Origin of the sequence: Nocardioides deserti (assembly GCF_014266025.1) — a bacterium.
Taxonomy (GTDB): Bacteria; Actinomycetota; Actinomycetes; order Propionibacteriales; family Nocardioidaceae; genus Nocardioides; species Nocardioides deserti.
Genome location: NZ_JACMYC010000002.1, coordinates 189,394 through 204,868 on the forward strand (window position 1 = coordinate 189,394; position 15,475 = coordinate 204,868).

The following is a 15,475-nucleotide window of genomic DNA, read 5'->3' on the forward strand; positions in this document are numbered from 1 at the left end:
CCCTAACCCCCTGGTTGCGAGTCTTGAAATGACTCACGTCCCCGAGGGGCGGACCGAGCTACGGACCTTCGTAGCATGCGTGCAGCTCAGTTCTGAAGGCTTTGGCGGCGGGTGAGGGTGCCGGTTCGGGACTCGTCACTCGGCGTAAGCGGACGGGCCTAAACCGGGCCTGGGACCTAGCTCAAGGATCACCATTGTTGGGCCACGGAGACGAACGAGTTCACGAGCATGAGCGGCCCGCGCCAGAGCTCTCCGGTCTCGACATCCCAGGCAACGACCCCGGCAGCCGCCGGTGACCCACTGGCCTCGGGCATCGAGAACAGCATGACTGAATCAGTCGCCCAGCCGATCACTCGCCCACCGCCGCCGTTCTTCTCCGTGCCCTTAACCGGGAGCAGCGAAAGCGGCCGACCCTCGTCGTCGAGGACGACAAAACCGTCCCGGTCCCAGGAGCGTTCCGGTGTCATGGTGGTTAGCTGACGCAGCGCTGCCCACCGCTGCCCTCGTGCGGCGGGCTGGTCCAGAACGGCGTACGCGTCCAGGTCGCCTAGCGGCGTCGCGGCACCCGCAGGATCGAAGCGAGACCACAGGTGTCCGCTGGTTTCGCTCCAGTGGTCGGCCACTACCCTGCCGTCCTCCAGGAGCGCGGCGTACGTCGGGTCGAAGCCGAGGCGGCTGACCGACCCATCGCCGACATCGATGCGCCAGCCGTTCGTGTACTCCAGTGGCTCCCCCAACGCCGCCCAGGAACGACCGAGCAGGACCGCGGCGCCGTCGGGGGTCCAGTATGTCGACCGCCCGGTCCACACCTCCCCGAGCCCCTCAACCGGGTACATCCTCGACTCGGCCGTGGTGAGGTCGATGACCACGACTCCCTCGGCCTGCCCGATCGCGAGCCGAGTCCCGTCCGGGGAAAGCGATCCGCGGCCCAGGCCCAGCTCGTACTCACCGGTGTCCACGAGGTCGAGCCCGGTCGTGTCCAGGGACCGCCACCCGCCGTCATCGCCGTACACCCAGACATTCGCCACTTCGGGCCCCAGCATGATCTGCACCGCCGCAGTCGCTCGCGAGACGGGGTCTTCACCCAGGGGAACCAGAGAGTCGGCAGAGGCCCACCACCCCAGATCGCCCGGGTACTCCGGAAGTGACTCCCACTCGGCCGGGTCATAGGACGGCAGCACCTGATCCCGCTCGACGGATGTCCCGCTCCCTTCGACAACTTCGGGTGAGGTCGGTACGGACGGAGTGGGCGAGAGTGCTGGGGATGGCGACGAATCGCCGGGCAGGACCGCCCAGGTGACCACGCCGACGAGAGCGAGAGCCGCTGCAGCTGAGGCGACGCCAACCGCGGTGCGCCGCCTGCGGCGGCGTACCCCCTCGGTCCAGGCGTCGGTCGGGTCCAAGCTAGCTTCGAGGTGACCCGACTCGCGCTCGAGCAGGTCGCGCAGGTTGTGGGTCATCGAGTCGTCTCCTGTTCATCGAGGCCGACGAGATCACGCACGTCGGTGTAGGAGCGCAGGGAGCGCAGGGCGTGGTGCGCCTGGCTCTTGACCGTGCCCACCGTTACCCCGAGCGCCTCGGCCGTCTCGCGCTCGGTGAGGTCGTCGAAGTACCGAAGGACGACGACTGCTCGCTGCCGTCGGGGCAGTCGTCCTAGCGCCGAGAGCAGGACACTGCGCCCGGCATGGTCGGCCTCCGGAAGGGCGTGGTCACCGAGCGGTTCGGCCGATGGAGTCTCGCGACTGCCCCGCCACCACGATGCCTGATCGTGGACGATGACGGTCCGGGCGTACGCCGTGGGGTGTCCCGACCGGAGCCGGCCCCAACGCTCGGCCACCTTGATCACAGCCTCCTGCACGAGGTCCTCCGCCTGGGCGCGGTCGCCGGTGAGCAGGTACGCCGAGCGGAGCAGCCGGGTCCGGTGCCCGGCCACCCAGTCCACGAAGTCCTCCGGCGGTGTCAGCACCCGTCCCCGATCGTCGTCGCCATCGCTGCCCGATCGCAGCCTGCCCCTTGAACGTCACCAGACGCACCAATGGTTGGCTCATGGCGAGAATCCAAGGAAATCAGGGCAATCCGCGCGGTGAGCGGCTGCGTCTGTCCACGACGATCTGACGTCGAAAGGCTTCCCCCGCCAGTCCCCCACAGCGATCAGAGAGCCAGCAGGGTTTAGCCCGAAAATGAGAAGAAACCGCAGGTTGACCTGCGGTTTCATCGAGTGGAGCCTAGGGGACTCGAACCCCTAACCCCCTGCTTGCAAAGCAGGTGCGCTACCAATTGCGCCAAGGCCCCGTGCGCGCCCGGGGCGCGGCGTTCGGGAGGGAGCGGACGGCTCAGGAGGAGGCGCGGACGCTGTCGGTCGCCTCGGCCCACAGCGCCTGCTCGTGCTGACCCTCGTCGTACTTCTTCTTCGCGAGGACCGCGCCGGCGGCGGCCAGGGCGAGGAGGACGATCTTCTTCATCGGGTGACCTCCGTGGAGCTGCGAGGGTTTACAGGGGCGGAGCCCCCGCGTGTGTGTGGGCCTAACAGGACTTGAACCTGTGACCTCTTCCTTATCAGGGAAGCGCTCTAACCGTCTGAGCTATAGGCCCGCTCCGGCACGGGGCCGGGGCGGTCGCTGACGCGACCGAGGGGAAACACTAGCCGACCCCCACGGCGCCCCCCAAAACGGGGGTCGCCGAGGTCTCGGGGATCAGTTCTGGTCCTCCGCGAGGGTGACCTCGACGCCGCCGAGCAGCGCGGCCGCCATGTTGTAGAGGAACGCGCCGAGCGTCGCGACCGCGGTCAGGAGCACCACGTCGATCGCCGCGACGAGCATGGTGAAGCCCAGCACGCGGGAGGTGCCGAGGTAGTCCTCGATGTCGAAGTCGCCGCCGTCGTCGCCGCCGACGACGTCCTGGACGGTGCGGTTGATCGAGTCCCACACATCGGCCGCGCCGAGCACCGACCAGATCATGAAGACCGAGACGACCGTGACCACCGCGAACGCGATGGAGAGCAGGAACGCCGTCTTCATGACCGACCACGGGTCGACCCGGGTCAGGCGCAGCCGGGCCCGCCGCGGACCCCGCCCGCTCGCCGCCGGGGCGCTGGTCCGGTCGGCCCGCGCCGGGCCGGACCCGGCGTTGGCGCGGTGCTCGTCGGCGGCGCTCGAGAGCTTCGCCTGGAGGCGTTCGCCGAGGCCTGGGCGTACGGCGGTCTCCTCGGTGGAGCGGTCGGACATCAGTCCTCACCCTCGCCTTCGTCGGTGGCGTCGGTCGGCTCGATTGTTGCACCCGGGCCGGAATCGGCCGTCTCTGCGGACTCAACGTCCTGCGCGAGGTCGGCGGTCTCCACCGCGGCGGCCTCGACGGCGGGGTCCTCGGTGACGGCCTCGACGACCTCCTGCGCAGCGGCGTCGGCGGCCTCGGCCACCTCCTCCTCGACCCGGGCCTCACCGGAGCGGGCCACGACCGCGACCGCGTCGCCGGACTTCGGCGTCACGAACTTCACGCCCATGGTCGAGCGGCCGGTGGGACGGAACTGGTCGTTGATCGGGCTGCGGACGACCTGCCCCTTCTCGGTGATCGAGAGGATCTCGTCGCCGTCCTCGACGATGAACGCGCCGACCAGCCCGCCGCGCTCCTCGTTGGCCAGTGACATCGCCTTGATGCCCAGGCCGCCGCGCGACTGCAGGCGGTACTCGTTGATCCGGGTGCGCTTGGCGAAGCCGCCGTCGGTGATGGTGAAGACGTACTGCGGCTTGACCTCCTCCACCTGCTCGGCGGTCGCCTCGACCGCGGCGGAGTCCTCGGCCTGCTCGCTGAGGCCGGCGGCCTCCTCGGCGGCCACCTGTGCCGCACGGATGACCGACAGCGAGAGCAGCGAGTCGCCCTCGCGGAACTTCATGCCCGAGACGCCGGAGGTCGCGCGACCCATCGGCCGGAGCTGGGCGTCGTCGGCGCGGAACCGGATCGCCTGGCCCTTGCGGGAGACCAGCAGGATGTCGTCCTCGGCGTTGACCAGCTCGGCGCCGATCAGCTCGTCGTCGTCCTCGCGGAAGTTGATCGCGATGACGCCGGCCTGCCGGGGGCTGTTGTAGTCACCGAGGCGCGTCTTCTTGACCAGGCCGTTGCGCGTGGCGAGCACGAGGTACGGCGCCTGCTCGTAGTCGCGGATCGCCAGCACCTGGGCGATCGACTCGTCGGGCTGGAAGCTCAGCAACCCGGCGACGTGGCCGCCCTTGGCGTCGCGGGACGCCTCGGGCAGGTTGTAGGCCTTGGTCCGGTAGACCCGGCCCGCGGTGGTGAAGAACAGCAGCCAGTGGTGGTTGGTCGTCGCGATGAAGTGCTCGACGACGTCGTCGCCGCGCAGCGAGGCGCCGCGCACACCCTTGCCGCCGCGCTTCTGCGTGCGGTACTGGTCCGCGCGGGTCCGCTTGGCGTAGCCACCCCGGGTGATGGAGACGACCAGGTCCTCGTCGGGGATGAGGTCCTCCATCGAGAGGTCCCCGTCGGCCGCGATGATCTGGGTGCGCCGCTCGTCGCCGTACTTCTCGACGATCTCGGCGAGCTCGTCGCTGACGATCTGCCGCTGGCGCGTGACGTTGGCGAGGATGTCGCTGAGGTCGGCGATGGTGCGCTCGATCTCGGCGAGCTCGTCGATGATCTTCTGACGCTCCAGCGCGGCGAGGCGCCGCAGCTGCATGTTGAGGATCGCGTCGGCCTGCAGCTCGTCGATGGCGAGCAGCTCGATGAGGCCCTGGCGGGCGTCGTCGACCTCGGGCGAGCGCCGGATCAGCGCGATGACCTCGTCGAGCATGTCGAGGGCCTTGACCAGGCCGCGCAGGATGTGGGCGCGCTCCTCGGCCTTGCGCAGGCGGTACTCCGTGCGGCGCCGGATGACCTCGACCTGGTGCTCGACCCAGTTGCTGATGAACTGGTCGATGCTCAGCGTGCGGGGCACGCCGTCGACGAGCGCGAGCATGTTGGCGCTGAAGTTGGTCTGCAGCTCGGTGTGCTTGAGCAGGTTGTTGAGCACCACGCGGGCCACCGCGTCGCGCTTGAGCACCACGACCAGCCGCTGGCCGGTGCGGTCGGAGGTGTCGTCGCGGACGTCCGCGATGCCCTGGACGCGCCCGGAGTCGGCGAGCTCGGCGATCTTCAGCGCGAGGTTGTCGGGGTTGACCATGTACGGCAGCTCGGTGATGACCAGGCAGGTGCGACCACGCTGGTCCTCGTCGACCTCGATCACCGCGCGCTGCGTGATCGACCCGCGACCGGTGCGGTAGGCCTGCTCGATGCCCTGGTGGCCCACGATGAGCGCGCCGTTGGGGAAGTCGGGGCCCTTGATCCGCTCGATCAGGGCGTCCTGCAGCTCCTCGCGGCTGGCGTCGGGGTGATCCAGCGCCCACCGGGCGCCCTCGGCGACCTCGCGCAGGTTGTGCGGCGGGATGTTGGTCGCCATGCCGACCGCGATGCCGGCCGAGCCGTTGACCAGCAGGTTCGGGATGCGCGAGGGCAGGACGACGGGCTCCTGCGAGCGGCCGTCGTAGTTGGGCTGGAAGTCGACGGTCTCCTCGTCGATGTCGCGGACCATCTCCAGGGCCAGCGGCGCCATCCGGCACTCGGTGTACCGCATGGCCGCGGCCGCGTCGTTGCCCGGCGAGCCGAAGTTGCCCTGGCCCTGGATCATCGGCGCGCGCATCACCCACGGCTGCGCGAGGCGGACGAGGGTGTCGTAGATCGCGGTGTCGCCGTGCGGGTGGTACTGACCCATGACGTCGCCGACGACGCGCGAGCACTTCGAGAAGCCGCGATCGGGGCGGTAGCCGCCGTCGTACATCGCGTAGAGCACCCGGCGGTGCACCGGCTTGAGCCCGTCGCGGACGTCGGGCAGCGCGCGGCCGACGATGACCGCCATCGCGTAGTCGATGTAGGCGCGCTGCATCGAGGTCTGCAGCTCGACCGGCTCGATGCGGCCGCCGGGGCCCGGGGTGGTCGGTCCGCCGCCGTCGGTGGGCGTCTCGGTCACGATTGCTCTCTCTCGCTGGTTCTACCGGATGTCTAGGGATCGCTCTAGAAAGGCCCAGAGAGGGCCAGAGCGCCTAGATGTCCAGGAATCGGACGTCCTTGGCGTTGCGCTGGATGAAGGAGCGGCGCTGCTCGACGTCCTCGCCCATGAGGATCGAGAAGATCTCGTCCGCCTGGGCGGCGTCGTCCAGCGTGACCTGCAGCATCAGCCGCTGGTCGGGGTCCATCGTGGTCTCCCACAGCTCCTTGGCGTTCATCTCGCCCAGACCCTTGTAGCGCTGCACCGGGTTCTCCTTGGGCAGCTTCTTGCCGGCCTCGAGGCCCGCCGCCAGCAGCGCGTCGCGCTCGGCGTCGGAGTAGACGAACTCGTGCTCGTGCGGCTTGTTCCAGCGCAGCCGGTACAGCGGCGGCTGGGCCATGTAGACGTGGCCGTGGTCGATGAGCGGCTTCATGAACCGGAACAGCAGCGTCAGCAGCAGGGTGTTGATGTGGTGGCCGTCGACGTCGGCGTCGGCCATCAGCACGACCTTGTGGTAGCGCAGCTTGGCCAGGTCGAAGTCCTCCTGGATCCCCGTGCCGAGCGCGGAGATGATCGACTGCACCTCCTGGTTGCCCAGGATCCGGTCGATGCGCGCCTTCTCGACGTTGAGGATCTTGCCGCGGATCGGGAGGATCGCCTGGATGCGCGGGTCGCGGCCCTGGCGGGCGGAGCCACCCGCGGAGTCGCCCTCGACGATGAAGACCTCGCACTCGGCGGGATTGGTCGACTGGCAGTCCGAGAGCTTGCCGGGCAGGCCGGCCTTGCCGAGCAGGCCCTTGCGGTCGCGGGCGAGGTCGCGGGCCTTGCGCGCCGCGGTGCGCGCCTGCGCGGCGGCCTGGGCCTTGCGGATGATCTCGCGGCCCTCGGCGGGGTTCTGCTCGAACCACGCGCCGAGCTGGTCGTTGACGACCCGCTGGGTGAAGCCCTTGGCCTCGGTGTTGCCGAGCTTGCCCTTGGTCTGGCCCTCGAACTGTGGCTCGGCCAGCTTGATGGAGATGATCGCGGTCAGGCCCTCGCGGATGTCCTCGCCCTTGACGCGGTCCTCGGCCTTCTTCATCAGGCCCCAGTCCTCGCCCCAGGAGTTGACCAGGGTGGTGAGCGCCGCGCGGAAGCCCTCCTCGTGGGTGCCGCCCTCGGCGGTGTTGATCGCGTTGGCGAAGGTGTGGACCGACTCGTTGTAGGTCTCGGTCCACTGCATCGCTACCTCGAGCGACATGTGGTTCTCGACCTCGGCCGGCGACTCGGCCTCGAAGGAGATCACGGTCGGGTTCGACGGGGTCTTGGTGCGGTTGAGGTGCGCCACGAAGTCGACGAGGCCGCGCTCGTACTTGAAGACCTGCTCCAGCGCGCCGCCGGACTTCTGCGGGGCGGCGCCGTCGACGGCGTCCGCGACCGTGTCGTCCTCGACCGCCTCGGCGACGGCCTCGGCGCCCTGGCGCTCGTCGCGGACGACGATCTCCAGGCCCTTGTTGAGGAAGGCCATCTCCCGGATCCGGGAGGTGATCGTCTCCAGGGAGTACGTCGTGGTCTCGAAGATCTCGGGGCTCGCCCACCAGGTGATGGTCGTGCCGGTGCGCTCGCCCTCCTCCATCGGCCGCACCTGCTCGAGCGGGCCCTGGGGCACGCCGAGGAGGAAGGTCTGGCGCCACAGGTGGCCGCGGTTGCGGACCTCGGCGACCAGGCGGGTCGACAGCGCGTTCACGACCGAGACGCCGACGCCGTGCAGACCGCCGGAGACCTTGTAGCCGCCGCCGCCGAACTTGCCGCCCGCATGCAGGACGGTCAACGCCAGCGTCAGGGCGGGGAGCTCCTGCCCGGCGGCGGTGTCGGTGGGGATGCCGCGGCCGTTGTCCTCGACCCGCATCGCGCCGTCGGCGCACAGCGTGACGACGATGCGGTCGCAGTAGCCGGCCATCCGCTCGTCGACCGCGTTGTCCACGATCTCCCAGATCAGGTGGTGCAGGCCGCGCTCACCGGTCGAGCCGATGTACATGCCGGGCCGCTTGCGCACCGCCTCGAGGCCCTCGAGGACCTGGATGGCGGAGGCGTCGTAGTCGGCCTCCACCCGGGAGGTGGACAGCACCGCCGCGACCTGCTCGGCCTGGGCCTCGGGATGTGCCGCGGCCTGCTGCTCTGCCTCGGACTGGGCGGGGGAGAGGCTGTCCTCGGACACGTCCACCTTCTTCTCGAGCGGTCGGGCGGGCCGCCCTGGAACAGGGGCCCGGCACGGAACGGGTCGCGCGCACGCGACCCGTCGGCCATGGTACCGCCTGGCGGGCCGCCAGCCACGCGACGAGCCGTGACGCGGGGGCGTCCGGCCGGTGCGCGAGCCCCTAGGCGGCTCGCAACCGGCACCAGGAGCCGCGACCAGGGGGTCGGACGGGGGCGGGTACGGCTCCGGGGCTCCCCGATCGCCAGAACGTCAGCCGTAGGTGTCGCGGGGTCCGCGGCCGTCGCGGACCGAGCGCGGGCCCTTCTTCCAGGTCGGGCCGTGCGGCCCCAGCACCTCGATCACGGTGACCGTGCCGTGCCCCAGGTCCTCGTTGAGCCGGCGCACGACCGCCGGCGCGAGCAGCCGCAGCTGGGTGGCCCACGCGGTCGAGTCGGTGCGCACGACCAGCCGACCCTCCTCGAAGGTCTCCGGCGTGCAGTGCGCCGCGACGTCGTCGCCCACGAGCTCGGCCCAGCGCCCGAAGACGCCGTGCACCCGCAGGTCGAGCTCCCAGCCGCGCTCGGCGACCAGCCGACCGAGCGTGCTGTCGATCAGCTGGGGGTCGCGGTCGTCGGGGTGCGAGCCGGTGACCCGGGTCCCGCGCGGCCGCTCCGTCCACGGCCGGCGGCGCCGGGCGCGCGGGGTGGAGCCCGCGGTGGCCCGGGTCAGCGCCCGGGCGAGGTCGAGGCCGTCGTCGCGGTGCTCGGGGCCGTCGGGGGTCGCGGGGTCGTCGGGGGTCGCGGCGGGCGCGCCCGGCTCGTCGGTCCCGTCAGGCATCGCGGCGTACCTCCCCTCCGGCGACGGTGAACCGGACGCCGGCCAGCGCCTCGGGCACGTCCGCGCCGACCGCTGCGGTCACCAGGACCTGCTCGGCGCCCGCCACCAGCTCGGCCAGCTGCGCGCGCCGCTCGGTGTCGAGCTCGGCGAAGACGTCGTCGAGCACCAGGATCGGGTCGTCGCCGTCGGCCCGCAACAGGTCGTACGACGCCAGCCGCAGCGCCAGCGCGAAGGACCAGGACTCGCCGTGCGAGGCGTACCCCTTCACCGGGAGCTGCTGCTCGCCGCCACCCTGGGCGAGGCTGAGCAGCAGGTCGTCGCGGTGCGGCCCGACGAGGGAGATGCCGCGGTCGATCTCGTCGCTGCGCCGCCGCTCGACCTCCGCGAGCAGGCGCACGGCCAGCGCGGCGGCGTCGCGCGCGTCGCCGAGGTCGAAGGAGGGGCGGTACTCGATCTCGGCGTCGTCGCGGCCCGCGCCGCGGGCGACGGTCTCGTAGGCCTTCCCGACGTACGGCGCCAGCCGCTCGACCAGGTCGAGCCGGGCCGCCAGCAGCTCGGCGCCGGTCCGCGCCAGGTTGTCGTCCCACACCGCGAGCGTCGCGAGGGCGGCCTCCTGCGAGGAGCTGCCGCGGCGGGCCGCCCCGATCGTCTTGAGCAGCGAGTTGCGCTGCTTGAGCACCCGGTCGTAGTCCGCGCGCACCCCGGCCAGGCGCGGCGCGCGCAGCACCAGCAGGTCGTCGAGGAACCGCCGGCGGTCCGAGGGGTCGCCCTTGACCAGGGTGAGGTCCTCGGGGGAGAAGACGACCGTGCGCACCAGCCCGACCAGCTCGCGGGCGCGGGGGAGCGGCGAGCGGTTGATCCGCGCGCGGTTGGAGCGACCGGGGTTGATCTCGACCTCGAGCACCGCGGTCCGTCCGTCGCGCACCACCGCCGCGCGGACGACGGCCTGGTCGGCACCCGCCCGCACGAGCGGCGCGTCGCTGGCGACCCGGTGCGAGCTGAGCCGGGAGAGGTAGTCCACCGCCTCGACCAGGTTGGTCTTGCCCTGCCCGTTGCGGCCCACGAACGCCGTGACGCCCGGGCCGAGCTCGACGTCGACGGAGGCGTAGGAGCGGAAGTCGTGCAGGGTGAGGTGGGAGACGTGCACCGTGGGTCGGCTAGCTCTCCGCGGGCGCCGAGCCCTCGCCGGAGCCGGCCTGCTGCGCCGACCCGGACTGGTCCGGCGTTCCGCTCTCCGCCGAGGTGCCGGCCGCGTCGCCGCCCTTCGGCGGGGCGGTCTGCATGGCGTGCCCGCCGAACTGGTTGCGCATCGCGGCGACCGCCTTCATCGCCGGCGAGTCGTCCTGGCGGGAGACGAACCGGGCGTAGAGCGCGGCGGTGATCGCCGGCGTCGCGACGGCGTGCTCGATGCCGGCCTCGACCGTCCACCGGCCCTCGCCGGAGTCCTCGGCATAGCCGCGGATCCCCTCGAGGCCAGGCTCCTGGTCGAGCGCGGCGACCAGCAGGTCGAGCAGCCAGGACCGGATGACCGTGCCCTCGCGCCACGAGCGCATCACCTCGGTGACGTTCTCGACCATGTCGACCTTCTCGAGCAGCTCCCAGCCCTCGGCGTAGGACTGCATGATCGCGTACTCGATGCCGTTGTGGACCATCTTCGAGAAGTGGCCGGCGCCGACCTTGCCGGCGTGGACCGACCCGAAGTCGCCCTCCGGCTTGAGCGCGTCGAAGATCGGCTGGGCCTTCGCGACGTCGTCGGCGTCGCCGCCGTACATCAGCGCGTAGCCGTTCTCCAGGCCCCAGACACCGCCGGAGACGCCGCAGTCGACGAAGCCGATGCCCTTCTCGGCGAGCCGCTCGGCGTGGGCCAGGTCGTCGGTCCAGCGCGAGTTGCCGCCGTCGATGACCAGGTCGCCCTCGCCGAGCAGGTCCGCCAGCTGAGCCACGGTCGCGTGCGTCGGGTCACCGGCGGGCACCATCACCCACACGACCTTGGGGGAGGGCAGCCGCGAGACCATGTCCTCGAGCGAGTCGGCGTCGCTGACGTCCGGGTTCCGGTCGTAGCCGACGACGGTGTGGCCGGCGCGGCGCAGGCGCTCGCGCATGTTGCCGCCCATCTTGCCGAGGCCGACGAGTCCGAGGTCCATCTGCTTCCTCCTGTGAGGGCTGTGGGGGTCAGGCCGTACGCCGGACGGTACCCACCCTCAGGAGAGGAGACGTCGCGGCATCAGCAGGTAGCGGAAGCCCGGGTCGGTCGCCTCGGCGCCCTCCGGGGCGGAGCCGCTGATGACGACCGGCTTCGAGGACTGGGTGAACGCCAGCTCGACCACCGGCTGGTCGATGGCGGTCAGGCCGTCGAGCAGGAACTGCGGGTTGAAGCCCGTGGTGATGTCGTCGCCGTCGACCTCGGCCGGGATCGACTCCGAGGCCTGCGCCTCGTCACCGGAGCCGGCGTCGAGGGTGAGCACGCCGTCGCTGAACGCCAGCTGCACGGCGGTGTTGCGCTCGGCGACGAGCGCCACGCGCTTGACCGACTCCACCAGCGCGGCCTTCTCGACCTTCGCGACGGTGAGGTGCTCGTTGGGGAACAGGCTGCGGACCTTGGGGAACTCCCCGTCCAGCAGCCGCGTGGTGGTGCGTCGTACGCCGCCGGGCGCGTTGCCCTCGAAGCCGATGATGCCCTCGCCGGAGCCGGTGGCCGCCAGCGCGATGGTGACCTCGCTGCCGGCGGTCAGCGACTTGGCGGTGTCGCCGAGCACCTTGGCCGGCACCAGGGCGGCGGCGGACTCGTCGGGGGTGCGCGGGTCCCAGCCGAGCTCGCGCTGGGAGAGCCGGAAGCGGTCGGTGGCCAGCAGCGAGATCGTCGAGCCGTCGATCTCGATCCGCACGCCGGTGAGCACCGGCAGCATGTCGTCGCGACCGGCCGCGGTGACGGCCTGGGCGACCGCGTGGGCGAACTCGTCGCTCTGCACCGTGCCGGTCGCCGCCGGCATCTCCGGCAGGCTCGGGTAGTCCTCGACCGGCATCGTCTGGAGGCTGAACCGCGCGGAACCGCAGGTCAGCGAGACCCGGGCGCCCTCGAGCGTCATCTCGACGGGCTTGCTCGGCAGGCTGCGGCAGATGTCGGAGAGCAGCCGCCCGCTGACCAGGGCGCGGCCCTCGTCGTTGACCTCGGCGCTGAGCGTCGCACGGGCGGACGTCTCGTAGTCGAAGGTCGAGAGCACCAGGCCGTCGTCGCTCGCGTCGATGAGCAGACCGGCGAGCACCGGCACGCTCGGTCGGACCGGCAGGCTGCGGGCAGCCCAGGCGACGGCATCCGCGAGCACGTCGCGGTCGACGCGGAACTTCACGATTCGTGGTCCTTCAGGTCAGGGGCGGACGGGATGCGCATCCTGCCACGTGGGGTGCGGGCGCGGGAGGTTCGGTGTGGTTTGCCCACGACCGCTGCTGTGGAGGCGCGGGGCCTCGGCCGGACCGCTCGGGTCGTTCGTCCCCAGGGGGAGGGGCCGGGTGGAGTTCCACGGGGGATCGGGATGTCTGGAGGTAGGGAGGAGTCATAGGTGCGGTGGAATCTGTGGAGGAACCGCGTTCTCCCAGGTCGTGCGGTGCACTCGTGACTCACAGGGGCTGTGGAACCAAGTGGGACGGCCGGGCTCCTGGTGTGGAGCCCGACCGTCGGCACGGAGTGGTTCCCCGGGTTCTCCCCAGATCCTCCCCGTGTAGTTCGTGCCTGCGGGGCGGGCTGGTCCACAGCGGGAACGACAGGAATGCTGCTCCGCCCGCTGTGGAGGACGCCTGTGGGATCAGGCGACGGTGAGGGTCACCTCGACGTTGCCGCGGGTCGCGTTGGAGTAGGGGCACACCTGGTGGGCCTGCTCCACCAGCTCCTGGGCCTGGTCGGCCTCGACCTGGGGGAGCGTGACCTCGAGCTGCACGGCCAGGGCGAAGCCGCCCTCGTCGTTCGGGCCGATCGAGACGTCGGCGACGACCTCGGAGTCGGTCGGGTCCGCGCCGGCCTTGCTCGCGACGAGCTTGAGCGCGGAGTGGAAGCACGCGGCGTACCCCGCGGCGAAGAGCTGCTCGGGGTTGGTGGCCCCGCCCGGGCCGCCCATCTCCGGCGGGGTGCGGACATCGGCGTCGATGAAGCCGTCGGTGGACTGGACGTGGCCGTTGCGGCCGTCCCCGGTCGCGGCGGCGCTGGCGGTGTAGAGGGTCTTCATGTGCACGAACGTATTGCGCACAATCGAATAGTGCAAGGGTTAGCCTGGGTTGCGTGACCGACCACCCGCAGCTCGCCCTGGACGAGCAGCTCTGCTTCCCGCTGTACGCCGCCACGCGGGCGGTCACCCAGCGGTACGCCGAGCTCCTCGCCGACGTCGGCCTCACCTACCCGCAGTACCTCACCCTGCTCGCGCTGTGGGAGGCCGGCGGGCCGGTCAGCGTCGGCGACCTCGGGCGGCGCCTGCGGCTGGACTCCGGCACGCTCACGCCGCTGCTGAAGCGGATGGAGGCGGCCGGCCACGTCTCTCGGCGGCGCGACCCGGCCGACGAGCGGCGGGTCCTCGTGGAGCCCACGGCCGCGGGCCTGGGCCTCCGCGACCGGGTGGCCGACGTGCCGGGTCGGCTGCTCGAGGGGATGGGGCTCTCGGTCGAGGAGCTGCTGCGCCTGCGGCGCGACCTCGGCACGCTGCTGGCCGGCCTGGACGCCTCCGCCGGCTGAAAGGCCGGCGAGGGCTCAGCCCCGGCTCGCGGGCGGGCTCAGCCCTGGCGGGCCTGCATTTTCACCCGGTTGGTCAGCTCGCTGACCTGGTTGAAGACCGCGCGGCGCTCGGCGAGCAGCTGGTTGATCTTGCGGTCGGCGTACATCACCGTCGTGTGGTCGCGGTTGCCGAACTGCGCGCCGATCTTCGGCAGTGAGAGGTCGGTGAGCTCGCGGCACAGGTACATCGCGATCTGCCGCGCCATGACCAGGTGCCGCCCGCGGCTGGGACCCGTGAGCTCGTCGATCGAGAGCCCGAAGTACGCCGCGGTCTGGGCGATGATCAGCCCGGCGGTGATCTCCGGCTCGCCGCCCTCGGGGATGAGGTCCTTGAGCACGATCTCGGCGAGGGTCATGTCGACCTCCTGCCGGTTGAGGTTGGCGAACGCCGTGACCCGGATCAGCGCGCCCTCGAGCTCGCGGATGTTGGTCTGGATCTTGGAGGCGATGAACTCCAGCACGTCCGGCGGCGCGGTGAGCCGGTCCATCGCGGCCTTCTTGCGCAGGATCGCGATGCGGGTCTCGAGGTCCGGGGGCTGGACGTCGGTGATGAGCCCCCACTCGAACCGGTTGCGCAGCCGGTCCTCGAGCGCCTCGAGCCGCTTGGGCGCGCGGTCGGAGGTCAGCACGATCTGCTTGTTGGCGTTGTGCAGCGTGTTGAACGTGTGGAAGAACTCCTCCTGGGTCTGGGTCTTGCCCTCCAGGAACTGGATGTCGTCGATGAGCAGCACGTCCACGTCGCGGTAGCGGCGCTTGAACCGGTCCTGCCGGTCGTCGCGGATCGCGTTGATGAACTCGTTGGTGAACTCCTCGCTCGACACGTAGCGCACCTTCGCGCCGGTGTAGAGGCTGCGGACGTAGTGCCCGATCGCGTGGAGCAGGTGGGTCTTGCCCAGGCCGGAGTCGCCGTAGACGAGCAGCGGGTTGTAGGCCTTGCCCGGCGCCTCGGCCACGGCCACCGCGGCGGCATGGGGGAAGCGGTTGGACGAGCCGATGACGAACGTCTCGAAGGTGTACTTCGGGTTGAGCCGGGTCTCCAGCGCCGTGGGGCGACCGTGGTCGCCGCCGGCCGGGCCGCTGTGCGCGCCGTGGCCGGGGAAGTTGTCGCCGAGGTAGCCACCGTCGGCCGGCTCGGTCCGCCCGGGCTCGGCGCCGGGTCCCGGCGCTCCGCCGAGGGCAGGGGCGTCGACGTCGGGTCGCAACGGCTGGACGGAGGCGAGGGCTCCTTGTCGATGTGTCGACAAATCGACATCGGAGTGGGTCGGGAGCTCGACCGGCGCCTGCTGCGCCAGCGACGCCGCGACCGCCTCGAGGTCGAGGGCGGGGTTCACCGTCACCGCGATCCGGATCTCGCGCCCGAAGGCCATCGTCAGGGCGTCCTCGAGCTGCCCGCGGAGCCGGCCCTCGAGCTGTCCCCGCGTGAAGTCGTTGGGGACGGCGACGATCGCGGTGCTCTCGTGCAGGGTCACCGGCTCGCTGGCGGTCAGCCAGGCCCGCTGGTGCGGCTGGAGGTCGTCGACGACCTGCCGCCAGGCGGTGCCGAGGTCCGGCGTGCTCTGGTCCACGATGGGTGGTCCCCTTCTCTCTGCTCACGGTGTTCCACAGCTTTGTCCACAGGTTGTGAACGCGACCCGCTCGCTGTGGAGGAGTCTGGCCGAGACCCGGCGCCGATTCCGGT

The 15,475-nt window shown here is 71.2% G+C and carries 12 protein-coding genes, 2 tRNA genes and 1 pseudogene; 1 reads left to right on the top strand and 14 read right to left on the bottom strand.

All coding sequences use genetic code 11. The features are described 5' to 3' along the window. Positions 1-188: 188 nt before the first annotated feature. From H7344_RS04280 to H7344_RS04335, 13 genes and pseudogenes are all read right to left on the bottom strand, one after another. Positions 189-1,460, bottom strand: a complete 1,272-nt coding sequence (locus H7344_RS04280; RefSeq protein ID WP_186344779.1) for a hypothetical protein — start codon at positions 1,458-1,460, stop codon at positions 189-191. Then, a complete protein-coding gene (locus H7344_RS04285; RefSeq protein WP_229707008.1) occupies positions 1,457-1,966 on the bottom strand; it encodes a SigE family RNA polymerase sigma factor in 510 nt (169 codons plus the stop codon). Before H7344_RS04285 ends, H7344_RS04280 begins: the two co-directional genes overlap by 4 nt. Positions 1,967-2,219: 253 nt before the next feature. Further along, positions 2,220-2,292 (bottom strand) — tRNA-Ala (locus H7344_RS04290). 41 nt (positions 2,293-2,333) lie between these two features. After that, entirely contained in the window at positions 2,334-2,462 is a 129-nt protein-coding gene (locus H7344_RS20205; protein ID WP_222130251.1) for a DLW-39 family protein, read from the bottom strand. Positions 2,463-2,518: 56 nt separating this feature from the next. Beyond that, positions 2,519-2,592: transfer RNA gene (locus tag H7344_RS04295), tRNA-Ile, on the bottom strand. A 101-nt stretch (positions 2,593-2,693) separates the two neighbouring features. After that, positions 2,694-3,224: a DUF3566 domain-containing protein gene (locus tag H7344_RS04300; protein ID WP_186344780.1), complete on the bottom strand. Its 531-nt coding sequence runs from the start codon at positions 3,222-3,224 to the stop codon at positions 2,694-2,696. Further along, positions 3,224-5,929, bottom strand: a complete 2,706-nt coding sequence (gene gyrA / locus H7344_RS04305; protein WP_222130279.1) for a DNA gyrase subunit A — start codon at positions 5,927-5,929, stop codon at positions 3,224-3,226. Before gyrA ends, H7344_RS04300 begins: the two co-directional genes overlap by 1 nt. A gap of 157 nt (positions 5,930-6,086) precedes the next feature. After that, positions 6,087-8,225 carry a DNA topoisomerase (ATP-hydrolyzing) subunit B gene (gene gyrB, locus H7344_RS04310; RefSeq protein ID WP_373286516.1) on the bottom strand — a complete coding sequence of 713 codons (2,139 nt, stop codon included), beginning with the start codon at positions 8,223-8,225 and terminating at the stop codon, positions 6,087-6,089. A gap of 249 nt (positions 8,226-8,474) precedes the next feature. Continuing rightward, on the bottom strand, positions 8,475-9,041 hold the full coding sequence (locus H7344_RS04315; protein WP_186344782.1) for a DUF721 domain-containing protein: 567 nt from the start codon (positions 9,039-9,041) through the stop codon (positions 8,475-8,477). Beyond that, a complete protein-coding gene (gene recF, locus H7344_RS04320) occupies positions 9,034-10,188 on the bottom strand; it encodes a DNA replication/repair protein RecF (protein WP_186344783.1) in 1,155 nt (384 codons plus the stop codon). The genes H7344_RS04315 and recF overlap by 8 nt, the downstream gene beginning before the upstream one ends. Before the next feature lie 10 nt (positions 10,189-10,198). Further along, a pseudogene (gnd, locus tag H7344_RS04325) lies at positions 10,199-11,197 on the bottom strand (phosphogluconate dehydrogenase (NAD(+)-dependent, decarboxylating)); the annotation flags it as partial. A gap of 45 nt (positions 11,198-11,242) precedes the next feature. Next, on the bottom strand, positions 11,243-12,388 hold the full coding sequence (dnaN, locus tag H7344_RS04330) for a DNA polymerase III subunit beta (protein ID WP_186344785.1): 1,146 nt from the start codon (positions 12,386-12,388) through the stop codon (positions 11,243-11,245). A gap of 453 nt (positions 12,389-12,841) precedes the next feature. Continuing rightward, on the bottom strand, positions 12,842-13,258 hold the full coding sequence (locus H7344_RS04335) for an organic hydroperoxide resistance protein (RefSeq protein WP_186344786.1): 417 nt from the start codon (positions 13,256-13,258) through the stop codon (positions 12,842-12,844). A 53-nt stretch (positions 13,259-13,311) separates the two neighbouring features. On the opposite strand from H7344_RS04335, the gene H7344_RS04340 reads away from it, so the two are divergent. Then, the gene (locus H7344_RS04340; protein ID WP_229707009.1) at positions 13,312-13,758 is read left to right on the top strand and encodes a MarR family winged helix-turn-helix transcriptional regulator; all 447 of its coding nucleotides are present in this window, start codon (positions 13,312-13,314) and stop codon (positions 13,756-13,758) included. 38 nt (positions 13,759-13,796) lie between these two features. Here H7344_RS04340 and dnaA read toward each other — a convergent pair whose 3' ends face one another. After that, the gene (gene dnaA, locus H7344_RS04345; RefSeq protein ID WP_222130282.1) at positions 13,797-15,284 is read right to left on the bottom strand and encodes a chromosomal replication initiator protein DnaA; all 1,488 of its coding nucleotides are present in this window, start codon (positions 15,282-15,284) and stop codon (positions 13,797-13,799) included. Between the last annotated feature and the right edge of the window lie 191 nt (positions 15,285-15,475).

Excerpts from the sequence above, each read along its gene's own strand:
- H7344_RS04280 (WP_186344779.1), bottom strand. The coding sequence starts at position 1,460 with ATGACCCACAACCTGCGCGACCTGCTCGAGCGCGAGTCGGGTCACCTC.
- H7344_RS20205 (WP_222130251.1), bottom strand. The coding sequence starts at position 2,462 with ATGAAGAAGATCGTCCTCCTCGCCCTGGCCGCCGCCGGCGCGGTCCTC.
- H7344_RS04300 (WP_186344780.1), bottom strand. The coding sequence starts at position 3,224 with ATGTCCGACCGCTCCACCGAGGAGACCGCCGTACGCCCAGGCCTCGGC.
- gyrA (WP_222130279.1), bottom strand. The coding sequence starts at position 5,929 with ATGCAGCGCGCCTACATCGACTACGCGATGGCGGTCATCGTCGGCCGC.
- H7344_RS04315 (WP_186344782.1), bottom strand. The coding sequence starts at position 9,041 with ATGCCTGACGGGACCGACGAGCCGGGCGCGCCCGCCGCGACCCCCGAC.
- H7344_RS04335 (WP_186344786.1), bottom strand. The coding sequence starts at position 13,258 with ATGAAGACCCTCTACACCGCCAGCGCCGCCGCGACCGGGGACGGCCGC.